The sequence below is a fragment of the Xanthomonas sp. NCPPB 3218 genome (assembly GCF_056725185.1).
This window is the reverse complement of sequence record NZ_CM161516.1, coordinates 1,381,493-1,404,868: the sequence shown is the minus strand read 5'-3', so window position 1 is coordinate 1,404,868 and position 23,376 is coordinate 1,381,493. Positions and strand designations below refer to the sequence as shown.

General features: G+C 65.8%; 14 protein-coding genes and 1 riboswitch. Of the genes, 9 read left to right on the top strand and 5 right to left on the bottom strand.

Going from position 1 to position 23,376, the window contains the following annotated elements; all coding sequences use genetic code 11:
• Nucleotides 1-3: 3 nt before the first annotated feature.
• The 4 genes from AC1PLS_RS06085 (at nucleotide 4) to AC1PLS_RS06070 (ending at nucleotide 7,703) form a co-directional block, all read left to right on the top strand.
• Nucleotides 4-768, top strand: a complete 765-nt coding sequence (locus AC1PLS_RS06085; RefSeq protein WP_104600886.1) for a phosphatase PAP2 family protein — start codon at nucleotides 4-6, stop codon at nucleotides 766-768.
• The gene (locus AC1PLS_RS06080; protein WP_184431828.1) at nucleotides 765-2,420 is read left to right on the top strand and encodes a phosphoethanolamine transferase; all 1,656 of its coding nucleotides are present in this window, start codon (nucleotides 765-767) and stop codon (nucleotides 2,418-2,420) included. The genes AC1PLS_RS06085 and AC1PLS_RS06080 overlap by 4 nt, the downstream gene beginning before the upstream one ends.
• Before the next feature lie 1,214 nt (nucleotides 2,421-3,634).
• A complete protein-coding gene (locus tag AC1PLS_RS06075) occupies nucleotides 3,635-5,653 on the top strand; it encodes a M2 family metallopeptidase (protein WP_481104283.1) in 2,019 nt (672 codons plus the stop codon).
• Nucleotides 5,654-5,783: 130 nt separating this feature from the next.
• Nucleotides 5,784-7,703 carry an XVIPCD domain-containing protein gene (locus AC1PLS_RS06070; protein ID WP_184431832.1) on the top strand — a complete coding sequence of 640 codons (1,920 nt, stop codon included), beginning with the start codon at nucleotides 5,784-5,786 and terminating at the stop codon, nucleotides 7,701-7,703.
• Between the two features lie 118 nt (nucleotides 7,704-7,821).
• Here the strand turns inward: AC1PLS_RS06070 and AC1PLS_RS06065 are convergent, their stop codons facing one another.
• Together AC1PLS_RS06065 and AC1PLS_RS06060 are read right to left on the bottom strand one after the other, a co-directional pair.
• Nucleotides 7,822-8,223: a hypothetical protein gene (locus AC1PLS_RS06065; RefSeq protein WP_016901679.1), complete on the bottom strand. Its 402-nt coding sequence runs from the start codon at nucleotides 8,221-8,223 to the stop codon at nucleotides 7,822-7,824.
• Between the two features lie 16 nt (nucleotides 8,224-8,239).
• Nucleotides 8,240-9,493: a multidrug effflux MFS transporter gene (locus AC1PLS_RS06060; RefSeq protein ID WP_024939474.1), complete on the bottom strand. Its 1,254-nt coding sequence runs from the start codon at nucleotides 9,491-9,493 to the stop codon at nucleotides 8,240-8,242.
• A gap of 256 nt (nucleotides 9,494-9,749) precedes the next feature.
• Nucleotides 9,750-9,864: riboswitch (glycine riboswitch) on the top strand.
• Between the two features lie 98 nt (nucleotides 9,865-9,962).
• Here AC1PLS_RS06060 and gcvP point away from each other — a divergent pair.
• The 4 genes from gcvP (at nucleotide 9,963) to AC1PLS_RS06040 (ending at nucleotide 18,160) form a co-directional block, all read left to right on the top strand.
• Entirely contained in the window at nucleotides 9,963-12,896 is a 2,934-nt protein-coding gene (gene gcvP, locus AC1PLS_RS06055; protein WP_184431834.1) for an aminomethyl-transferring glycine dehydrogenase, read from the top strand.
• A gap of 424 nt (nucleotides 12,897-13,320) precedes the next feature.
• On the top strand, nucleotides 13,321-14,970 hold the full coding sequence (locus AC1PLS_RS06050; RefSeq protein WP_065031897.1) for a carboxylesterase/lipase family protein: 1,650 nt from the start codon (nucleotides 13,321-13,323) through the stop codon (nucleotides 14,968-14,970).
• Between the two features lie 21 nt (nucleotides 14,971-14,991).
• Nucleotides 14,992-15,846, top strand: a complete 855-nt coding sequence (locus AC1PLS_RS06045) for an aldo/keto reductase (protein ID WP_065031894.1) — start codon at nucleotides 14,992-14,994, stop codon at nucleotides 15,844-15,846.
• Between the two features lie 205 nt (nucleotides 15,847-16,051).
• The gene (locus AC1PLS_RS06040; RefSeq protein ID WP_046342001.1) at nucleotides 16,052-18,160 is read left to right on the top strand and encodes a catalase; all 2,109 of its coding nucleotides are present in this window, start codon (nucleotides 16,052-16,054) and stop codon (nucleotides 18,158-18,160) included.
• An 829-nt stretch (nucleotides 18,161-18,989) separates the two neighbouring features.
• On the opposite strand, the gene AC1PLS_RS06035 is transcribed toward AC1PLS_RS06040, so the two are convergent.
• Together AC1PLS_RS06035 and AC1PLS_RS06030 are read right to left on the bottom strand one after the other, a co-directional pair.
• A complete protein-coding gene (locus AC1PLS_RS06035) occupies nucleotides 18,990-19,715 on the bottom strand; it encodes an AraC family transcriptional regulator (protein WP_184432916.1) in 726 nt (241 codons plus the stop codon).
• A gap of 127 nt (nucleotides 19,716-19,842) precedes the next feature.
• Complete coding sequence (locus AC1PLS_RS06030) at nucleotides 19,843-20,313, bottom strand: hypothetical protein (RefSeq protein ID WP_184431836.1); 471 nt, start codon at nucleotides 20,311-20,313, stop codon at nucleotides 19,843-19,845.
• Between the two features lie 323 nt (nucleotides 20,314-20,636).
• Between AC1PLS_RS06030 and AC1PLS_RS06025 the strand changes: the two genes are divergently transcribed.
• The gene (locus tag AC1PLS_RS06025; protein WP_221237717.1) at nucleotides 20,637-21,041 is read left to right on the top strand and encodes a hypothetical protein; all 405 of its coding nucleotides are present in this window, start codon (nucleotides 20,637-20,639) and stop codon (nucleotides 21,039-21,041) included.
• Between the two features lie 101 nt (nucleotides 21,042-21,142).
• Here AC1PLS_RS06025 and AC1PLS_RS06020 read toward each other — a convergent pair whose 3' ends face one another.
• Entirely contained in the window at nucleotides 21,143-23,263 is a 2,121-nt protein-coding gene (locus AC1PLS_RS06020) for an alpha/beta hydrolase family protein (protein WP_184431840.1), read from the bottom strand.
• Between the last annotated feature and the right edge of the window lie 113 nt (nucleotides 23,264-23,376).

Here is a 23,376-nt window from a genome sequence, read left to right as displayed (position 1 = left end):
TCGATGACCACGCTTCCCGTATACGCACCTGCCCTGGCGCGCACAGCCACTGTTGCGCAAACCCGCTTTCTCGTTCGGCATCTATGGCTGCCGCTGGCAGGCGTACTGGTGCTCAGCGCGTTGTTGATGGGCGCCGGCGGCGACCAGTGGGTTGCCGATGCGCTGTATCGGCTGGAAGGTGGGCAGTGGCTGCTCAAGGACCACTGGTTCACCAGTGGCGTGATTCACCGTGTCGGCAAATGGTTGAGCACCGCTGGCGCTGTCAGCGTGCTGGTGCTGGCGCTGGTTGCCTGGTACCGGCCGCGCCTGCGCGTGCTGCGCTGGCCGCTGACGTATCTGGCTGCATCGATCGCACTGTCGACCTCGCTGGTGTCCTTGCTCAAGTCGTGGACGGCGATGGATTGCCCGTGGGATCTGAGCCGTTACGGCGGCACCCAGCAGATGATCGGGCTGTTCGAATCGCGCCACGGCATTGCTGCGTCCGGTTGTTTTCCTGCAGGCCATGCCAGCGCCGGTTATGCGTGGGTGGCGCTGTATTTCTGTGCGCTGGCACTACGTCCCGCGTGGCGTGTTCCTGCATTGTGGCTGGGCATCGCGGCAGGGTTGTTGTTCGGGATTGCACAGCAATTACGCGGCGCGCATTTTCTGTCGCATGACCTGTGGTCGCTGGCGGTGTGTTGGGGAACTGCACTTGCACTGTACTGCGTGATGCTGGCTCGACCGCATCGCGCCAATGTTGTGGTGTTGCAATCGGGGGATGCAGCATGAGTACCTATTTACCGCAATCGCGTGGGTTCAAGCGCCTGCGCGCACTGAGCTGGACGACGCGACCGACGGTCTCGACCGAAACCTTGGTGTTGTTGTCGAGTCTTTTCTTCGCACTGGTGTGCAACCAGCTGTTCTGGCACACGGCCATGGCCACGCATCCGGGCAGTCTCGGGTTTGCCATCTCGTTGATGGCCTTGCTGGTGGCCGTGCATGCGTTATTGCTGGGCCTGCTGGTGTGGCGCTGGAACGCCAAACCGCTGTTGACGCTGCTGCTGTTCACCACCGCGCTGGCTGCGCATTACATGGACAGCTACAACGTCTACCTGGATGCGGACATGCTGCGCAATGTGCTGCATACCGACCACAAGGAATCGCGCGAACTGCTCACGCCCGGCCTGATCCTGCCGCTGCTGTGCTACTTCCTGATTCCGGCCACGCTGTTGTGGCGCACGCGTCTGCAAGCACGCAGCATCGGCAGATCACTGGCAATCCGCGCCGGTTTCTTGCTGGTGGTGGCAGTGGTCGGCGCGGCCGGCGCGATGCTGTCGTCGCAGGACGTCTCGGCGTTGATGCGCAATCACCGCGAGGTACGTTACCTGGCCACGCCGATCAACTACATCGTGGCACTGCGGCAGAACCTCAAATCCGATTCGCCAATCAAGCATGCGCCCAAGCAACCGGTCGAACACGACGCCATGGCCACACCACGTGCACCCGGAAGCCGTCCGCGCCTGCTGCTGGTGGTGCTGGGCGAAACCGCACGTGCGCAGAACTGGGGCCTCAACGGCTATGCGCGCCAGACCACGCCCGAGCTGGCGCAGGCCGGAGTGATCAATTTCCCTGACATGCATTCCTGCGGCACCAGCACCGAGGTCTCGGTGCCATGCATGTTCTCGCCGTTCGGCCGCCGCGATTACAACGAGGACACGATACGCGGCCACCAGTCGCTGCTGCATGTGCTCGAACACGCCGGCATTTCCACGCTGTGGCGCGACAACCAGTCCGGCTGCAAGGGCGTCTGCGATGGCCTGGACATCCAGAAGCTGGACGATGCCACCACGCCAGAGCTGTGTGCCGATGGCCGCTGCATGGACGAGATCCTGCTGAGCGACCTGGCTGCGCAAGTGCGCGCAAAGCCCGGCGACCGCGTGGTGGTGCTGCATCAACTCGGCAGCCACGGGCCGAGTTACTTCGAGCGCTACCCGGCACAGTTCGAGCGCTTCAAACCGGTGTGCAAGACCGCCGACCTGGGCAGTTGCAGCCGCCAGGACATCGTCAACGCCTACGACAATTCCATCACCTATACCGATCACTTCCTCAACCAGGCCATCCACACGCTGCGCGGGCTGCAGGACTACGACACCGCGATGATCTACCTCTCCGATCACGGCGAATCACTCGGAGAAAAAGGCCTCTACCTGCATGGCGTGCCATACGCGATCGCACCCAAGGAACAGACCCACGTGCCGATGGTGATGTGGTTCTCGCCGGAGTTCGCGCGCGACCGCGGCCTGGACGAAACCTGCCTGCGCCACCGTGCCGGCAAGTACACCGACCAGGACGCGCTGTTTCCATCGGTGCTCGGGCTGATGCAGGTTAAGACCAGCGTCTATGCACGTGAGCGCGATCTGTTCGCGCAATGCACGGGATAAATGCGGCTGGATTTCTTCAAGCATGGCTTATCGAAGGCACGGTGCCCTAGCCGCTCGCGCGATACGCCGTGAATCCTCCCGTGGAGGTTCCTTGGCGGCATCCATGCCGGCGAGGACACCGCGCCAGTAAATTGGTCGGCTTCTTTTTTGAAGACTTGCTGCGCGGCTTGCGATGGAAAGATTTTCGGACGCACGACGCTCCGAACAACGCGCATCAGGCACTGCTCTTACCGTGCACACCGACTATCTCGACAGGTCCTTGCCCGCCCACCGTCGCGGGACCTTACGCGGCATGGATGCCGCGTAAGCGCCTACACGGACGTACTTGCGGCGCGTCCTGCGAGGGTGGGCGGGCAAGGGCCCTGCAACCCAGCCGCAGATCATCCGCTCTGTAGCCGATCTATCCGCGCTGTCCAGACCTTTGGAGCACGACACCCAAAACAACGCGTGACAAGCTGCTTGTCGCGTGTGTGTCGGACTTCGAGCATCTAACAACGCGCATTACGCACTGCTCTTACCGTGCACACCGACCATCTCGACTGGTCCTTGCCCGCCCACCCTCGCGGGACCTTACGCGGCATGGATGCCGCGTAAGAGCCTACATGGACGTACTTGCGGCGTGTCCTGCGAGGGTGGGCGGGCAAGGGCCCCGCAGCCAAGCGGCAGATCAGCCTCTCTGCAACTGATGCATCGGCGTCGCCCAATCCTCTGGAGCACGACACCAAAAGCAAGCTCGTGAAAAGCTGCTTGTCGCGCGTGTGTCGGAGGTCGAGCATCTAACAACGCGCATGACGCACTGCTCTTACCGTGCACACCGACCATCTCCACTGGTCCTTGCCCGCCTACCGTCGCGGGACCTTACGCGGCATGGATGCCGCGTAAGAGCCTACACGGACGTACTTGCGGCGTGTCCCGCGATGGTGGGCGGGCGAGGGCCTTGCAGCCAAGCGGCAGATCATCCGCTCTGCAACTGATCCGCCTGCACCGCTCCATCAACCCAATGCCACCAGTCCCCCAGTCTTGAAGCAACTGGCAGTACATGGCGGGCAAACAGGTAACGGCCGTGCCCGCCTGCGATGAGCACGCCAATGTGGCACTTGCTCTGACGAGCACACACGGATTTGCAGCCGTCCGAGTCGCGTACACCGTGACAGCGCTTGCGGTGAACCCCGACGCGCTCTAGCCTGCGTCGGACTTCACCGCAAGGACCACCCGTGAATCCTCGTTTGTTGTGGCTGGCACTGGCCGTGGCCACCGGCACCCTGTCGTTGTCGGCCTGCCGTCAGGACGCGGCAGCACCCGCCAAGCCCGCTGCCACCAAAGCCGCGCCGGAGGAAAGCGCCGACCAGTTCGTCGCGCGCATCAGCGCCGAGTACAAGGCCGCTTACCCGGAACTCACCGCCGCGCAGTGGTTGTCTTCGACCTACATCAACGGCGACTCGCAGCTGCTGGCCGCCAAGGCCAACGAACGCTCGCTGGCGCAACTGGACCGCTGGATCGAACAATCCAAGCAGTATGCAGGCACCCCGATGTCGGCCGACAGCGCGCGTGCATTGCAACTGCTGAAATTGATGAGCGCCCTGCCCGCACCACGCGACCCGGCCAAGCTGGCAGAGCTCACCCGGATCGCCGCCAAGATGGAAGGCGATTACGGTGCGGCCAGTTATTGCGTGGGCGATGGCGAACAACGCCGCTGCCGCCAGCTTGGCGAGCTGGAACAGGTGCTGGCCAGCAGCCGTGATTACGCCGAACAACTGGATGCCTGGCAGGGCTGGCATGGCACCGCAGTCCCGATGCGCAAGGACTATCAGCGCTTTGTCGAGCTCGCCAACGAGGGCGCGCGCGGGCTGGGCTTTGCCGATGTCGGCGTGCTGTGGCGCAGCGGTTACGACATGCCGCCAGCGCAACTGGCCAGCGAGACCGACCGTCTCTGGGACCAGGTCAAGCCGCTGTACGCACAACTGCAGTGCTATGCGCGCGGCAAGCTCGATACGCAGTACGGCAAGGACAAGGGCGAGCTCGCCAGCGGCATGTTGCCGGCGCATCTGATGGGCAATATGTGGCAGCAGGACTGGAGCAATCTGTGGGACCTGCTGCAGCCATACCCGGGTGCCGGCGACCTGGACATCACCGCTGCGCTGGAAAAACAGTACCAGGGCAACCTGAGTGCGGTGCTGGCGCGCACTACCGGCACGGAGGGCGGCAGTGGCGCACGCTTCCAGGCCGAGCGCGAAGCGCAGCTGCGCACCGCAAGACAGATGACCGAACGTGCGCAGGATTTCTACACCTCGCTCGGCATGCCCAAGCTCCCCGACACCTATTGGCAGCGTTCGCAGTTCATCAAACCGCTGGACCGCGACGTGGTCTGCCATGCCAGCGCATGGGACATGAACATGGGCGGCGAAGCGACGCAGAACATCGGTGCGGACGTGCGCACCAAGATGTGCATCAAGCCGACCGAAGAAGATTTCACCACCATCTATCACGAGCTTGGGCACATCTATTACGACCTGGCCTACAACCCGCTGCCGCCACTGTTGCAGAACGGCGCCAACGACGGTTTCCACGAAGCGATCGGCGACACCATCGTGCTGGCGATGACGCCCAAGTATCTGCAGTCGATCGGCATGGTCGGCGAACAGCAAACCAGCCGCGAGGCGCTGCTCAATTCGCAGATGCGCATGGCGCTGAGCAAGGTTGCCTTCCTGCCGTTCGGCCTGATGATCGACCGCTGGCGCTGGGGCGTGTTCGACGGCTCGATCCCCCCCGAGCGTTACAACCAGGCCTGGTGGGAACTGAAAGCCAAGTACCAGGGCGTTGCACCGGCGAACCCACGCGGCGAAGAGTTCTTCGATGCCGGCGCCAAGTACCATGTGCCCGGCAACACGCCGTACACCCGGTATTTTCTTGCGCACATCCTGCAGTTCCAGTTCTACAAGGGCCTGTGCGAAGCCGCCGGCCATCAAGGCCCGTTGTACGAGTGCAGTTTCTACGGCAACAAGGACGCCGGGCAGAAGTTCTGGTCGATGCTGCAACGGGGTTCCAGCCAACCCTGGCAGACCACGCTGAAGGAACTTACCGGCAACGACCGCCTGGATGCCGGCCCGATGCTGGAATATTTCGCGCCGATGAACGAGTGGCTGAAGCAGCAGAACCAGGGAAAATTGTGCGGCTGGCAGGCGAACGCACCCGCGGCCGCCAGCACGACGCCTGTGCCTGCCGTAACGCACTGACGCACGCGCTCCCTGCGGCATGCGGCGGCCCTCACCCTGGCCGCCGCATAACGTTGATTTGATAAACGCACAAAACGCCGGCGATATACTGCGCGCCCGCTGCACCGGCGCAGCATGCAGGATGCATCCAGTGAACAACACCTCCACCGGCCCGGACCCGCGCGACGCGGACCGTAACAAGCAGTTCATCGACGACGCAAACGACCGCGCATTCGACCCGATCTACAGCAGCAAGAGCAGCGACTACGCGCTGGAAGTGGGCGGCAGCAACATCGAGCTCAGCCCCGAAGATCAGACGGTCAAGTATTCCCATACCAGCGAGCAGAGCAGCGGCAGTCCGACGCAGCCGCTAGGCGAGAACAGCCTGCGCAGCAGCCGCTCGCTCGGCCTGGGCAAGCTCAGCGACGCCGAGGCGAAGACCACCACCTTCAACCTCGAGGCCGACGCCAACACCGGCCAGCAGCAACGCCTGCAGACCAAGCTCGGCGACAGCAAGCTGAGCATCGAGACCAGCACCAGTGCCGGGCAGCGCATGCGTTACGCACTGACGCTGCCCGGTGCCGACCAGCCTGCAGAGGCGGCCACCCGCGTCAATCCGCTGCAGCCGGAGAGCCTGCCGATCGGCGCGCGCGCGGTGATGGACGCCCAGACCTACACCCAGCGCGATGCCTCGGCGAGCCTGCAACACCTCACCATGCAAAGCGAGATCACCGAAGCCAGCGGCCGCAGCTACCTGATCGAGCGCGTGGACGAGCGCCACGTGCGTGTGGTGACCGGACCCAACGCAGCCATCGAGGCAGTCAACGCCGTTGGCCTGAAGGTGGGACCGGCGCAGGCCCTGCTCGGGCGCGCCGACGCCCTGGGCCAGTCGCGTGTGGAGAGCGCGCAATTTGACCTGGCCGATCCACGCGCGCTCGCGGCCATGGGCGACTTTGTGCGCGAGGGCAAGATGGCACCGGGCGTGCCCGGCGTCGATGAGCTACAGACGGTGGAGCGGATCAGTTTCAGCTCGCAGCAGCGTCTGCAGCTGGAATTGGGCCCGCTCAGCGCCGATCTGGCCGGCAACCGGAATCAGGGTAGCCAGGTGCGCATCAGCACACCGGGCCAGGACGGCTACACCGTGGTGCAGCAGCTGCAATACGGCGGCAACGTGCCGCTGACGATCGTGCGCCAGTACGACGGCAACGACACCGAGCGCGTGCAGGAACGCAGCTACCGCTTCGAGATCGATGGCGATGTCGCCGCGCCGGGGCTGCTGCAACGCCTGGGTGGGCGCAACGAGGCCAGCGAGGAAAAGGCGATTGCACAGAATCTCAACAGCGCGCTGAGCGGCGACATGGCGGGCACCGGTGCGATTGCGCCAGGGCAGAAGACCACGCTGGCCTTCAGCGAGGCGCAGATGCAGGCGCTGATGCAGCAGACCCAGGCCAGCGTCGAAGCCGGCAGGATCGGCGGCAGCTCGCTGACGGCGCTGGTCGGCGACCGCAACGCCGCACCGCAATCACCCGAACGCTTCGCGATCGCGATGGCGCGCAATGTGGGCGGCGAGCCGTATCCGTTCGTCGAGCGACTGCAGCGCATCGCCGACGGCGCCGATGGGACATACGACGGCCGGTTGCAGCGCATCGATGCCGAGGCGCTTCCGCGCCAGGCGGCGGCGGATCCGCGCAATCCGGCCAGTCCGGACCATGCGCTGCTGAGCCAATGCACCGCAGCGGTGGAGCAGTTGGAGGCAGCGCGCGGCCGCGTGCCCGATGCGGACAGCGAGCGCTTGGCAGCCGGAGCGCTGGTGGCCGCACGCGAGCACGGGCTGCAGCGTGTCGACCACGTGGTGCTGGGCCGCGACCCGGCACAGGGCTTCGTGGTCCAGGGAGCGCTGGATTCGCCGGCGCACTTGCGCGGCCCCTTCGATGCCCAGGCCGCGCAGCAGACGCCGGTGGACCACAGCCTGCAGCGCGCGCAGGCAGTGGGCGCCGAGCAGGATCGCAACGCCGCCGCGCAGGAACAGGCGCAGCAGCAGGACGTCCAGCGACAGGCACCGGCGCGCTGATCCAGCGCGCCGGCTGATCCGCAGCCAAGCGCTGGCGCATTTCAGCCCCAACACGGCCCATCCACGCGGAACGGGCCGTGTTCGGAGCCGGCCTCGCCGACACCGCTGCGTTATGACCTCAGTTGGTGCGCGCGGGCACCAGCTTCTGCGCGAACTCGATCCGGAACGCCTCGAAATCCCTGCCGTCGGCGGCCGCCTCGGCATGCGCCGCGTCCTTGAGCGCGTCCGAATAGGTCAGCCGTACCGGCGTGCCCTGGCGTTCGTGCAGCTCGGCCGCGCGCATGATCAGGGCCAGCACCTGGGCGGCGCTGGTGCTTTCGCCGGCAATGCGGCCGTCCATCCCCAGCACCCATTCGCCGTCGCGGCGGACGATGCCGGCCAGTAGCGTGCGTTGCTGGTCGCGCAGTTCGGCATGCGGCTCGATCGGCGAAACCGGCGCGGGATTGGCGGCGGCCTGGTTGCGCTGGCGCTCGGCGGCGCGCTTGCGGGCGTCGCGGCGCAGCTTGGAATCGGTGGACATGCAGGCTCCTGTGAGGTCAGAGATGGTCGGCCGGCTCCAGAGGCACTGCCTCCTCGGCCTGGCGGCGGCGCAGACGGCGGCCGCTGCGGCGTTCCCAGCGCCAGAATAGCCAGCCCAGCAGGAAAAAACCGGTCATGCCGATCGCCAGATGGCGCGGGTGTTCACTCAGCAGCGGCGACAGCACCCCGGCCACCAGCGTATTGGTCATCAGCTGGGTGAAGGCCTGCAGCGAGGAGGCCAGGCCGCGCTGATGCGGGTACATGTCCAGCACCGCCAGCGCCAGGATCGGGAAGATCAGCGCCATGCCCACGCCAGCCAGGAAGATCGGCAGCACCGCCCAGGGCAGCGCGATCTGCGCCGCCGTCATGGTGTAGCCCAGGTTCGCCAGCGCCGCCACGCCGCAGCAGATGAAGCCGATGCGGATCTGCCGCACCGGGTCCATGCTGCCGGCCATGCGCCCGGACAGGAACGAGCCCAGGGTCATGCCGCCGATGGTGGGAATGAACAACCAGGCGAAGTCGCCCTCGCCCAGGTGCAGGTGGCGCATGATCAGCACCGGCGCCGAGGCGATATACAGGAAGATGCCGGCGAAGTTGAACGCACCGGCCGCGGCCAGCCGCTGGAAACGCGGGTTGAAGCCGATCCGCACGTAGTCGTGCATCAGGCGGCGCAGTTGCAGCGGCGTGCGCGCCTCCGGCGGGTGGGTCTCCGGCAGCCAGGTCAGCGTGGCCACCAGCAGCACCAGCCCGAACGCCACCAGGAACCAGAAGATCAGCGGCCAGCCGGCGCCGCTGAGCAGGATCCAGCCGCCGATGATCGGCGCGATCGCCGGGGCGATGCCGAAGATCATCGACACCTGGCTCATCAGCCGTTGCGCGTCCGCCCCCTGGAACAGGTCGCGGATCACCGCCCGCCCGACGATCATGCCCACCCCGGCCGACAGCCCCTGCAGCGCGCGGAATGCCAGCAGGGTGGGCAGGTCCTGTGACAGCGCGCAGCCCACCGAGCCGGCGATGAACAGCACCAGCCCGCCCAGGATCACCCGCTTGCGGCCCCAGGCATCGGACAGCGGGCCGTGCGCGATGCTCATCAGCCCGTAGGCGAGCAGATAGACGCTGATGGTCTGCTGGATCGCCACCTCGTCCACCGCCAGGCTACGGCTGAGCCGCGAGAACGCCGGGAAGATGGTGTCGATGGAAAACGGGCCGAACATCGCCAACCCGGCGAGCAGCAGCGCCATGCGACGGGTGGAAGGCGTGGTGGGGGTCATGCAGGGATCCGAAACGTGGTGCATCGGGGGGACGCACGCCGGCGCCGCCCTGGGGGCGGCGTCGGGATGGGCACAAGGGCGTCGATGATAGGCGCTCGCCGTTGCAAGGTTAAGCAAACCCGAGCGCATGGCCTGCCGCGTGCGCTCCGGCGCGTGCGCACGCAGGCTATAATCGGCCGGCAACACGGTGGGAGAAGCGGCACTGCCGCTGCCGAAGGCGCAACAGCCCGTAATCGCTCAGGCCCGATACCATCCGCAGTACAACTCTGGAGAGACCGGCCGATGCCGGCGCCGAAGGGGCACGGAACGCAGGCAGGCCCAGCGCCATGCCGCGTTCTTAAACTCTCAGGCAAAAGGACAGAGGGGCGCGAGGAAGACTGTCGCTGCGACAGGAGGTGATGCGCTGCGCGCGTCACGCCGGTCCGGTGGTTGTCGACCATTCGTCTGCCCCCTGCCCCGGATGCCCGCCATGTCCCAGACCACGTCTTCCTTGCGCGACCTCGAACACCACAGTGCGTTCGTCGAACGCCATATCGGCCCCAACGACGCAGAAATCGCACAGATGCTGGAGGTGGTCGGCCACGCCTCGCTGGATGCGATGACCGATGCGATCGTGCCCGGCAACATCAAGTCGCCAGCGGCGCTGGCGCTGCCCGAGGCGATCACCGAAGAAGAGGCGCTGGCCAAGATCCGCGCCATCGCCAGCAAGAACCAGGTGCAGCGCAGCTTCATCGGCCAGGGCTATTACGGCACCCATACGCCCAAGGTGATCCTGCGCAACATCCTGGAAAACCCGGCCTGGTACACCGCCTACACGCCCTACCAGGCCGAGATTTCGCAGGGCCGCATGGAAGCGCTGATCAACTTCCAGACCCTGTGCACCGACCTCACCGGCATGCAGATCGCCAACGCCTCGCTGCTGGACGAGGCCACTGCCGCGGCCGAAGCGATGACGCTGGCCAAGCGCTCGGCCAAGTCGAAGTCGGACACCTTCTTTGTGCATGACGCGGTGCACCCGCAGACGCTGGAACTGCTGCGCACCCGCGCCGAGCCGCTGGGCATCGTGCTGCGCGTCGGCACGCCGGAAGAGGCCTTGCAGGCCGAGTGCTTCGGCGTGCTGCTGCAGTACCCGGACAGCTTCGGGCACATCGGCGATCACGCCGCGCTGGCCGATGCGGTGCACGCGCAAGGCGGCCTGGTCGCGGTGGCCACCGACCTGCTGGCGCTGACCCTGATCGCCGCACCCGGCGAATGGGGCGCCGATATCGTGGTCGGCAATTCGCAGCGCTTCGGCGTGCCGTTCGGCTTCGGCGGCCCGCATGCGGCGTTCATGGCCTGCCGCGATGCCTACAAGCGCTCGATGCCGGGCCGCCTGATCGGCGTGTCGATCGATGCCGCCGGCAACCCGGCCTACCGCCTCACCCTGCAGACGCGCGAGCAACATATCCGTCGCGAGAAGGCCACCTCCAACATCTGCACCGCGCAGGTGCTGCTGGCCGTGATGGCCTCGATGTACGCGGTCTACCACGGCCCCGAGGGCCTGACCCGCATCGCGCGGCGCACGCATCGCCTTGCCGCGATCCTGGCCGCCGCCCTGCGCGGTGCCGGCGTCACCGTGGGCGAGCAGTTCTTCGACACCCTGCACGTCAAGGCGATCGATGCCGACGCCATCCACGCCAAGGCCCGCGCCGCCGGCATCAACCTGCGCGCGATCGACAGCGAAGCGGTCGGCATCAGCCTGGATGAAACCAGCACGCGCGCCGATGTGGTCGCGCTGGCCGCGTTGTTCGGTGCGCAGGCGGATGTGGACGCGCTCGATGCCGCCACCGCCGACGCATTGCCGCACGGCCTGCTGCGCAGCAGCGCGTTCCTGACACACCCGGTGTTCAACACCCACCACAGCGAGCACGAACTGCTGCGCTACATGCGCTCGCTGGCCGATAAGGACCTGGCGATGGATCGCACCATGATCCCGCTGGGCAGCTGCACGATGAAGCTCAACGCCACTGCCGAAATGATCCCGGTGACCTGGCCCGAGTTCGGCGTGATCCATCCGCTGGCCCCGGCCGAGCAGTCGGCCGGCTACGCGCAGCTGATCGAGGAGCTGGAAGCGATGCTGGTCGAATGCACCGGCTACGACGCGGTCAGCCTGCAGCCCAACTCCGGCGCGCAGGGCGAGTACGCCGGCCTGCTGGCGATCCGTGCCTATCACCGCGCGCGCGGTGAAGCGCATCGCGACATCTGCCTGATTCCCGAATCCGCCCACGGCACCAACCCGGCCTCGGCGCAGATGTGCGGCATGACCGTGGTGGTGACCAAGTGCGATGCCAACGGCAATGTCGATGTCGACGACATCCGCGCCAAGGCAGAAAAGTACTCCGAGCGTCTGGCCGCGTTGATGATCACCTACCCGTCCACGCACGGCGTGTTCGAAGAGGACGTGGTGGCGATCTGCGAAGCCGTGCATGCGCATGGCGGCCAGGTCTACACCGACGGCGCCAACATGAATGCCCTGGTCGGCGTGGCCAAGCCCGGCAAGTGGGGCTCGGACGTGTCGCACCTGAACCTGCACAAGACCTTCTGCATTCCGCATGGCGGCGGCGGCCCGGGTGTGGGCCCGTGCGCGGTGAAGTCGCATCTGGCGCCATACCTGCCTCGTGCCGGCATCCATGCCGGCGAAGGTCAAACTGCCGCCATCCATGGCGGCGGACTCAACTCCGAAAGCGGGAGTGGACACTCCTCGCGCATTGGCGGCATGGTCAGCGCGGCGGCCTACGGCTCGGCCTCGATCCTGCCGATCAGCTGGATGTACGTGACCATGATGGGCAGCGGCGGCCTGCGCAAGGCGACCCAGGTGGCCCTGCTCAATGCCAACTACATCGCCAAGCGCTTGGCGCCGCACTACAAGACGCTGTACACCGGCCGCAACGGCTTGGTGGCGCACGAGTGCATCCTCGACATCCGCCCGCTGGAAAAGACCAGCGGTATCGGTGCCGAAGATATCGCCAAGCGCCTGATCGACTTCGGCTTCCACGCGCCGACGCTGAGCTTCCCGGTCGCCGGTACCTTGATGGTGGAGCCGACCGAAAGCGAATCGCAGCACGAACTGGACCGCTTCATCGACGCGATGATCCAGATCCGCGAAGAGATCCGCGCCATCGAAGACGGCCGCCTGGACCGCGACGACAACCCGCTCAAGCACGCCCCGCACACCGCCACCCAGGTGTCGGCCAGCGAGTGGACCCACGCCTACCCGCGCGAACTGGCCGCCTTCCCGCTGCCCAGCCTCAAGCAGCAGAAGTACTGGCCGCCGGTGGCACGCGTGGACAACGTCTACGGCGACAAGAACGTGATGTGCGCCTGCATCCCGGTGGATGCGTACAAGGACGACGTGGAGGCGTAAGCGCCACCACCAGGTAAAAACGCGAAACCCAGCCGGTCACATGGCTGGGTTTTTTGTTGCCGTGCCGGGACGGGACGGCGCTGCCGCCGACACAGGTTTTGCGTTTGCCACAGCCAAGGCGATAGCCGGCTCTTCATGGGCAGCGATGAACGATTGCCCTCCGACGCGTGCTGCGCTCATCGCACCGCACTCGACCAGGTGATAGCGATGCCATCTGCCCGTCGCAGGCGGATGCATCAACACTCGTGCATGAGGACTGCGCGAGTAGATACACATACGTCGTAGGCAGCGATATCTGACCAATCCTCGGCGACACGTGCACCCGGCCATCTCATGCCGGAGCCCTACCAACCACACGTTTGCCTGCCCTACACGTGCGGTGGAGATGATGGCGGACGTCCTCACGCACACGGCAGACCTGCGCATGCTTCAGCTGAAACACTTCGGCATCCTCCTGCTGGCGGCCTGCACGCTGGCCGCGTGCGCGCCACGCCGCCCTGGCGAGGTGCCGGCGCTGGTGCACGCGGCCGATGCGCAGGCCGAGGTGGTGCAGACCGATGCCGGCGCAGTCCGCGGTGTTGCCGGCGCGCAGGGGCGGGTTTTCTTGGGCGTGCCGTTCGCCGCGCCGCCGGTGGGCGCATTGCGCTTTCGCGCGCCGCAGGCGGCGCCCGCCTGGAAGGGAGTCCGCGATGCCACCCAGGCCGGGCCGGCGTGCCTGCCGCGTTATCGCTTCGGGCAGAAGCAGGTGTCCGAGGATTGCCTCACCCTCAACGTCTATGCGCCACCCGGCCCTGCGCTGGCGCATCCGCGCGCAGTGATGGTGTGGATCTATGGTGGCGCGCTGGAGCTGGGCAGCAATGTCGACTACGACCTGAGTGCATTGGCCGCGCGGCAGAACGTCATCGTGGTGGCGCCCAATTACCGGTTGGGGGTGTTCGGTTTCTTCGCGCATCCGGCGCTGCGTGGCGAGGGCGAAGGCGCATATGCATTGCTCGATCAACAGGCTGCGTTGCGTTGGGTCAGGCGCAACATCGCCGCCTTCGGCGGCGATGCGCACAACGTCACCGTGTTCGGCGAATCGGCCGGTGCCTGGAGCATCTGCTATCAACTGGCCGCACCGGGCGCGGCCGGTCTGTTCCAACGCGCAATCCTGCAGAGCGGCAGTTGCCTGGCCAGCGATTCCAGCCTGCCGCGTGCCGAAGCCGAGCGCGGCGGTGTGCGTATGGCGCAGACGCTTGGCTGCGAGCGCTCAGGCGATGTTGCCGCGTGCCTGCGCGCATTGCCTGCCGACAGCGTGGCCGACGCAAAACCGCAGCGACGTGGCCTGACCGGCAGCGATGCGTGGGCGCCGATGTCCGGCGGCGAGGTGTTGCCGTTGCCGCCCGCCAAGGCGATCGCCAACCTGCAACATGCGCAGGTGCCGGTGCTGATCGGCACCAACCGCAACGAAGGGCGGCTGTTTGCGCAGCTGCTGTCCTACATCGGCAAGCTCAACCGGCGCAGCGGTTATGAGGCGCGCCTCAAGCGCATGCATGCCGACCCTAGCGCGATCATGGCGCGCTACGCGGACGTTGCCGCGCAATCGCGCTGGGATGCATTTGCCGACATCGTCACCGATGGCGGATTCGCCTGCCCGACACGTAGGCTGGGCCAGGCCTTGCACACCCGCGCGCCGGTGTATGCGTACGAATTCGACGACCCGCAGGCGCCTTACGGCCTGTTGCGCCTGCCGTTCTCGCATCCGCTGGGCGCGTATCACGCGTCCGAACTGGTGTACCTGTTCCAGCGTCCGTGGGTACTCAGTGGCGCGCCGGCGTTCACGCCGGCGCAGCAGGCCTTCGCCAATACGCTGCAGGATTACTGGGGCGCGTTTGCGCGCACCGGCGATCCGAACGGGGCTGGCCGTCCGCAATGGCCGCGCTTCGATGGCGACGCTCCGTTGACGCTGTCGCCCGGCAGGATCGGCGCAACGCCCGACTTCGCGCAACGGCATCGCTGCACGTTCTGGGATGCCCAGGCAACGCTGACACCACCGCACGCGACAGCAACGCCGGCACAGTCACCCTCGCATTGATCGCATCATCAGGAGCCACCCATGTCCGTTTCCACCTCATCCCCCTGCCCCACGGTGCGCCTGCGCAACGGACGCAGCGTGCCGGCACTCGGGCTCGGCTCGTGGAATCTGGGCCAGGGACGACACCCGCCGCAGCAGGAGATCGATGCGCTGCAGACAGGCCAGCAATTGGGCATGCGCCTGATCGACACCGCCGAGATGTATGGCAATGGCCGGTCGGAGCAACTGATCGGCCAGGCCATGGACAGCGCGCAGCGGCCTTATCTGGTGTCGAAGGTGCTGCCGAGCAATGCCAGCGCACGCGGCATCGCGCGTGCCTGCGAGGCCAGCCTGCAGCGGCTTGGCGTGCGCACGCTGGATCTGTATCTGCTGCACTGGCGCGGTGGCAGCGAGCTGCGCGAGGTGGTCGATGCCTTCGAGGCCTTGCGCGATGCCGGCAAGATCCGCGACTGGGGCGTATCGAATTTCGATGTGGAGGACATGCAGGACCTGTGGGAGATCGAGGGCGGGCAGCATTGCCTGGTCAATCAGGTGCTGTATCACGCCGGTAGCCGCGGCATCGAGTTCGATCTGCTGCCGTGGTGCGCACAGCACGAGGTGACGGTAATGGCGTATTCGCCGCTAGGCAGCCGCGCATTGCTGGATCACCCGGTACTGCACGCGATCGGCGAGCGACGCGGCGTGGCCGCAACTGCGGTAGCGCTGGCATGGGCGATCCGCAGCGGCCAGGTCATTGCCATTCCCGAATCGGGAACGCCCGCGCATGTGCGCGCGAATGCAGCGGCGTGCACGCTGCACCTGGACGCGCAGGACCTTGCCGAACTGGACCGTGCGTTCCCGCCACCGACGCGCAAGCAGCCGCTGGATCTGCTGTAGTCGGCATGTAACGGTCGCGTTCGCTGCATGCGCTTGCAGACGTGCGTCGGCACATTGCGTGACCGACGCATCGGACGGCTGCGATCCAGTGCAAACTTTCGGCTGCATGTGAGTATTCGTTCGCATGCAGACACGTGCACTTAACAGCGCCCCTCCCAGGCTCAGTGGATCAGCCCGCATTTCAAGCCCGCCAGAGTGGAGTCCCATGCCCAAGTCCCCCAGCAAGTCCGCGCAACTTCCGTCCACCGCTGCTGTCAGCGCAACTCCCGAAACGTTGCGCGGCACGGGCGATGAATTGCATCAGAAGGCCGGCGGCACCCATCCGCAGCTGACCACCAACCAGGGCATTCCGGTTGGCGACAACCAGAACTCGCTGCGCGCAACGCCGCGCGGGCCGACGTTGCTGGAAGACTTCATCCTGCGCGAGAAGATCACCCACTTCGATCACGAGCGCATTCCCGAGCGCATCGTGCACGCACGCGGTAGCGCGGCGCATGGCTATTTCGAGCTGACCAAGTCGTTGAGCCAGTACACCACTGCCAAGATCTTCACGGAAGTCGGCGAAAAGACGCCGTTGTTCACGCGTTTTTCCACCGTCGCCGGTGGTGCCGGCTCGGTGGACACGCCGCGCGACGTGCGCGGGTTTGCGGTGAAGTTCTACACCAAGGAAGGCAACTGGGATCTGGTGGGTAACAACATCCCGGTGTTCTTCATCCAGGATTCGATGAAGTTCCCGGACCTGATCCACGCGGTGAAGATGGAGCCGGACCGCGGTTTCCCGCAGGCTGCCAGTGCGCACGACACCTTCTGGGACTTCATCTCGCTCAGCCCCGAGTCGATGCACATGATCATGTGGGCAATGAGCGACCGCACCATTCCGCGCTCGCTGCGCATGATCGAAGGCTTCGGCATCCACAGCTTCCGTTTCCTCAATGAAAAGGGCGACAGCACCTTCGTCAAGTTCCATTGGCGCCCCAAGCTCGGCCTGCAGTCCACGATCTGGGACGAGGCGGTGAAGATCGCCGGCGCCGACCAGGACTTCCATCGTCGCGATCTGTTCGAATCGATCCAGAACGGCGACTTCCCCGAGTGGGAGCTGGGGGTGCAGCTGTTCACCGAGGCGGAAGCCGATGCATTCCCGTTCGATCACCTGGATTCGACCAAGGTCATTCCGGAAGAACTGGTGCCGCTGCAGATCGTCGGCCGCATGGTGCTCGACCGCTGGCCGGACAACTTCTTCGCGGAGACCGAGCAGGTGGCGTACTGCCCGGCCAACATCGTGCCCGGCATCGACTTCAGCAACGATCCGCTGCTGCAGGGCCGCCTGTTCTCGTATCTGGACACGCAGCTAAGCCGCCTGGGCGGGCCGAACTTCCACCAGATCCCGGTCAATGCGCCCAAGTGCCCGTTCGCCAACAACCAGCGCGACGGCCATATGCAGATGGGCGTCCCCAAGGGCCGTGTCGCCTACGAACCCAGCTCGTTGCAGGCCGACGCACCGCGTGAGGCGTTGCGTGGATTCCCCAGCCATGCGACACCGGCCGAAGACGGCGCCAAGGGTCGCGTACGCGCAGCAAGTTTTGCCGATCACTACAGCCAGGCACGCATGTTCTTCCGCAGCCAGACCGCACCGGAACAGGCGCACATGGCATCGGCGCTGGTGTTCGAGTTGTCCAAGGTTGAGACCGCGCACGTGCGCGAAGCCATCGTCGGTCACCTGCGTCACATCGACCCGACGCTGGCACAGCGTGTGGCCGATGGCATGGGCATGACCACGTTGCCGCCGGCACCGCCGGCTGCGGTCGCACCGACCGACATGCCGCTGTCGCCTGCCTTGCAGCTGATCGGCAAGATGAAGGACACCTTGCAGGGCCGCACGGTCGGCATCCTGATTCACGACGGCTCCGATGCAGCGACGATCAAGGCGGTGCGCAAGGCTGCCGAAGCCGCCGGTGCCACGGTCAAGATCGTCGCGCCGAAACTGGGTGGCGCCAAGCTCAGCGATGGCAAGCAACTGGCTGCCGATGGTCAATTGGCCGGCACACCCTCGGTGGTGTTCGATGCGGTGGCGGTGGTGTTGTCGTCGGAAGCTGCCAAGGCGCTGACACGCGAATCGGCGGCGCTGGATTTCGTCAGCAACGCGTGGGCGCATCTGAAGGCAATCGCTTTCGACGATGGCGCGCAGCTGCTGCTGAAGGCCGGCAATGTAGGCAAGGACGCGGGCGTGATCGCGGCGGCAGACACCAAGGCATTCATCACTGCCGCCAAGACCCGCCAGTGGGCACGCGAACCGAAGGTGCGCATGCTGGCGTAACCGCATCCGCATAGGCTGCGCAGGCTTGGGCGCGAACGACTTCTACGTCGTTCGCGCCCAAGTCGTTTATGCGGGTAGCAACTCATGTTCAACGGAAAACCAGCGCATCTTCTGCAACGGCCAACCTTTAACCAGTCTTTTGGCCGCGCCTGATAAACGACGCTGCGATTTGGAAACCGGCTGTCTCTACGTTGTTGTGCGGTCGTGTCTTTGGGGTGTCGGCGCGCGCGGCCAGGTCGGCAGTAGAGCGGCGGGCTGCGGTTTGGCTGCGAGGCCCTTGCCCGCCCACCGTCGCAGGACACGCCGCAAGTACGTCCCTGTAGGCTCTTACGCGGCATTCATGCCGCGTAAGGTCCCGCGACGGCGGGCGGGCAAGGACCCGTCAAGAGAATCGGTGTGCACGTTTGCAAGCAAGAGCATGCGGTGCGCTGTGTGGATCACTCTGGGTCCGACTGGCTTCTCACCGCCTTCTCGTTGCAAGCGGAGTAGCCGACACCCTTTCAACACGTGACCTCTCAACCTTTCATCTGCCAGGCTGAGCAACAAGCTTTCAGGCAAACAGCCGACCAACTGTCTGGTACGGTGCCCTCGCCGCTTGCGGGACCGTGTGGCGGCATGGATGACGCCACCGAGCCTCCATGGACGGATTCACGGCGTGTCCCGCAAGCGGTGAGGGCGCCGCACACTCGACGAACTAGGCTTTCGACTGCATCTACCAAACGAAACTGCAACCCGGAATCCCGATGGATTCACGCAGTTCCCCGCAAGCATTACAGAGGAGCCGTGCTCGGCTAACTCAGCAGCTGAGCAGTCGTCTTGCTCAGTCGCGCTAAGTCGGTTCGGCAGGAAACTGCGCCGCGTTCGCCAGCGCGCGGTACTCGCGTGGCGTCATGCCGACCGCCAGCTTGAACTGCCGTGCGAAGGCGCTCTGATCGCTGAAACCGCAGGCATGCCCGATTTCGGTGAGGCTCTTGTTTCCGTGCAGCAGATGCATGGCCATCTGCAGGCGTAGCTTGGCCAGCACCTGTTGCGGGGTGAGTTGAAACACCTTGCGGAACGAGCGTTGCAGCTTGGACATCGAAAACCCGGTGATCTCCACCAGCGCCTGCATGCGCACGTTCTGCGCGTAGTTGGCGTTGAGGTACGCCAGCGCGAGCCGCAGTTTTTCGTACTGCGATTCGTGCCCGTCCTGCGGCCCCAGATCGCGCGAGATGCCGATGATGCCCTGCACCTTGCCGTCGACCAGCAGCGGACGTTTGCAGGTCAGGCACCAGCCCGGTTCGCGGTTGGCGAACAGATGCAGTTCCAGCAGGTTGTCGATCACTTCACCGGCCAGCACCTGCTCGTCCTGATTGGCGTAGTTTGCGCCCAGCCCGCTGGGATAGACCTCGGCAACGCGCTTGCCGATCAATTCCTTGCGCGATTTCAGGCCCAGGCGCCGCAGCATGGTCTGGTTGACGTGGGTATAGCGGCCCTCGCGATCCTTGACGAAGAACAGCACGTCCGGCACGGCATCGAACAACGCTTCCAGATCGGCAGGATCGATGCTCTTCATGGAGGTCATGCGGGACTGGACTCGGGATCAGGAAAGACGCAGCTGGCGCTGACGCGCGCCACCGGTGCAGGCCGCAGCGCGTGCAGCGCCATGATACGCCGCGCGCCCCAGACGCCGGCGCACTGGCTCAGCGCGGGTTGTCGGCCACCTTGGACGCGGCCGGCGCAGCCTTGCTGTCCACCGCCGCAGCGGTGGGGTTGCCGATGCGATCCAGCGGCACCTGCTGCGCGCGCCAGCCACTGACCACCGCCGCGCCGGACTGCGAGCCAACCTGCACCTGCAGGCGTGCACTGCCGCCGGGTGCGATGAACTCGACGGCGCAATCGCCGGCGGCCATGCAGCTGTCGGCGGCGAGCGGATCCACCAGCTGCCAGCCCTGCTCCATCACCGCCTGCGCAAACGCGCGGTAGCCCATGCCGGGCTTCAGCGTGGCCGGCAGCGGCACGGCCGGATCGCTGGCCACCGCATCGGTGCCAACTGCGGCAGTCGCAGACACCGGCGCGCGCGCAGGCACGGCGGCGGGCCGCGATGCGGCATTCAGGGCAGGACTACAGACGAGGGCGAGCGCCCACAATGAGGGGCGGAACAAGGTGCGCATGCGAACGGTCCTTGCGATCCTGGCAGGGAGCTGAGGAAGTTAAAGAATCGCTATTTTGACATGGCTTGCGTGCACTGCGGCACTGCTGGCTCATGCTGGCATTCAGCCAGATGCGGTGATTAGGACATCTTCTCGCGCTCCAAGCGAACTCATCCAGGCGTGGACGCTGCCAGCACGCAACACCGCACCTGCGAACATCGCCTGACGGGCGAAGCGTGATTGCGCAGACCTCGGGTCGAACGTCGGACCAACCCCGGCATGCCGGCAGAGTCGCCATCTCCGCAAGCGCGTTGCATCATTGCGGTTTGATCGTGGAGTACCCGATGCCCGACACTACCTCTCCCGCCTATGCGGTCGGCCAGCTTTGGCGCTGCCGTGGGCGTACCGCGACGGAGACGCCGCTGCTGCTGATCAACCAGATCGATGTGCATCCCCACGGTGGCCAGATCCTGCACGTGAGCATCAGCGACATCCAGGTACGTCACGCAGGATTGCCCGCTGGAATCCTGGACGCGCTGCCGCACATCCCGGTGATCGCGCAGACCCTGGAGCGCAGCGCTGCCGAACACGTCGGCACTGCCGCGCCCAATCAGGATTACCTGCCGGGTTATGCAGAATGGAAGGCCGCCTTCGACGCCGGCAATGCCGGCTCGTTCGGCATCGCAGTGGCGGAGATCCTGCAGATCGTGGAAGGCCAGTTGGCCAAACGCGATCAGCTGCCGAACTGAGCAAACCGAACAACCCTGCGACCCGCATCAAAGGCCGAGGTCTCACGCGTCATCGCCGCACCAACCGGCACGCCGCTCCAGGCGGCGTGCCGGTCGCGACCTCACTGGCCGATATGCTGCTTCAGCCAGCTGTTGACGGTGTCATGCCACAGCACGCTGTTGTCCGGCTTGAGTACCCAGTGATTCTCGTCCGGGAAGTACAGGAACTTGGAATCGATGCCCTTGCGCTGCAGCGCGGTGAACGCGGCCAGGCCCTGCTCGACCGGGATGCGGAAATCCTGCTGGCCGTGGATGACCAGCATCGGCACCTTCCACTTGTCCACGTGCAGCACCGGGTTGAACTTCTCGTAGCCGGCCGGGTTCTGCCACGGCGTGCCGCCGTTTTCCCATTCGCTGAACCACAGTTCCTCGGTGGCGTAGCCCATGGTGCGGTTGTCGAACACGCCGTCGTGGTCGACCAGGCACTTCCATGGCTGATTCCAGTTGCCGGCCATCCAATAGACCATGTACCCGCCATAGCTGGCACCCAGCGCGCAGGCCTTGTCGCCGTTGAGGAAGCCGTACTGCTTCTGCGCGGCGGCCCAGCCCTTCTGCAGGTCTTCCAGCGGGCGGTCGCCCCAATGCTGGCTGATCGCATCAGTGAATTCCTGGCCGTAGCCGGTGGAGCCGTGGAAGTCGATCATCACCACCGCATAGCCCTGGCCGGCGTAAGTCTGCGGATTCCAGCGGTTGCTCCAGCCGTTGCCGAAGCTGCCCTGCGGCCCGCCGTGGATCAGGAATGCCACCGGGTAGGTCTTGCCTTCCTGGTAGTTGTACGGCTTGACCACATAGCCGTGCACGGTGTCGTTGTTCCAGCCCTTGAACTGGAACTGCTCGTAATCGCCGAACTGCACCTCCGGCAGCAACTCGCCGGCGCTCTGGGTGATCGCACGCAGACCCTGGCCCTGCACGTCGCTCACAAAGACCTGGTCGCCGCTCTTGAGCGAGTTGCGGGTGAACGCCAGCGTGTTGCCGGCCAGGGTCGGCGCATGCACGCTGCCCTCGCCCACCAGCTTGGTCGCCTGGCCGCTGGCGATGTCGATCTTGAACAACGGATGCTCGCCGAGGTCATCGGCGCTGGTGTAGAGGCTGGCGCCATCGGCGCTCAAGACGATCTCGCCGGCCGAGCGGTCCCACTTGGGGGCGATCTCGCGGCTCTTGCCGCTGGCCACGTCCATCGCCATCAGGCCGAAGCGGTCGGCTTCGAAACCGGGGCGCTTCATCGCGCGGTAGTACAGCGTCTTGCCGTCGCTGCTGAACACCGGGCCGGCATCCCAGGCAGGATTGGACGCGGTCAGATTGACCGGCGCGGCCTTGCCGGCCGCATCCAGGCGGTACAGGTCGAAGTTGGTCTGCCACGGCTCGTCGTTGCCGGTGGGCTTGACGCCGGCGGTTGCCTTCTTGCCGGTTTCCGGCCCATGCGGTTGCGGCACGCGCACGCTGGCCACCACACTGCCGCCGTCGGGCGACCAGGCGTAATCGTCGTTGCCGCCGAACGGCTTGGAGGGCGCATCGCCGGCCAGCGTGGCGCTGATCGCCGAGGCACCGGCCACGGCCTTGCCGCCGGCAGCCGGCAGGTCGGCGACGAATAAGGTGTTGCGGCGGCCATCGTTCCAGGTATCCCAATGCCGCACGAACAACTGGTCATAGACCACGCCGCTGGCCTTGGCGCTCTTGAGGTTGGCGAGCTTGCTCTTGGTGCAACCCAGGTCCGAGCCGCAGTCCTGGAACACGCCGGCACTGAAGGCGATGCGCTTGCCGTCGGGCGAGAGCTTGTAGCTGTCCACATCCACCGCAAAGGCGGTCAACTGCTGCGGCGCGCCGCCGGCCAGCGGCTGCGCGTACAGCTGCTGCGTACCGGACTTACTGCTGAGGAAGTACACCGTCTTGCCGTCCGGCGACAGCGCCGGGCTGTTGACGTTCCAGCCATCGGGAGTGAGCCGCCTGGGCGGCGCGGCATCGCGGGTACGCAGATTGCGCGTCCACAGGCCGGTGGCCGGCTTGCCGTTGCTGCTCTTGGCCTGCCGCTTGGCGAACACCAGCACGCTGCCGTCGGGGCTGAGCGTGGGCGAAGACACCCGGTCCAGCGCGACCATGTCGCGCACATCGAATCCGCGCGCAGCGGCAAGACTTGGCAAGGCGGTCAACAGACACAGGGGCAGCACGGCGTAACGAAGCTTCATCGAGAGTTCCTGCAACGGCAAAACGTCGATGGTAGGCGTTGCTGCGGCGCACGCGCAAAGGCACAAGGTCATGCGCCCGCAGGCGCCGCACGTGGCCGCGCCCTGCAAGGCGC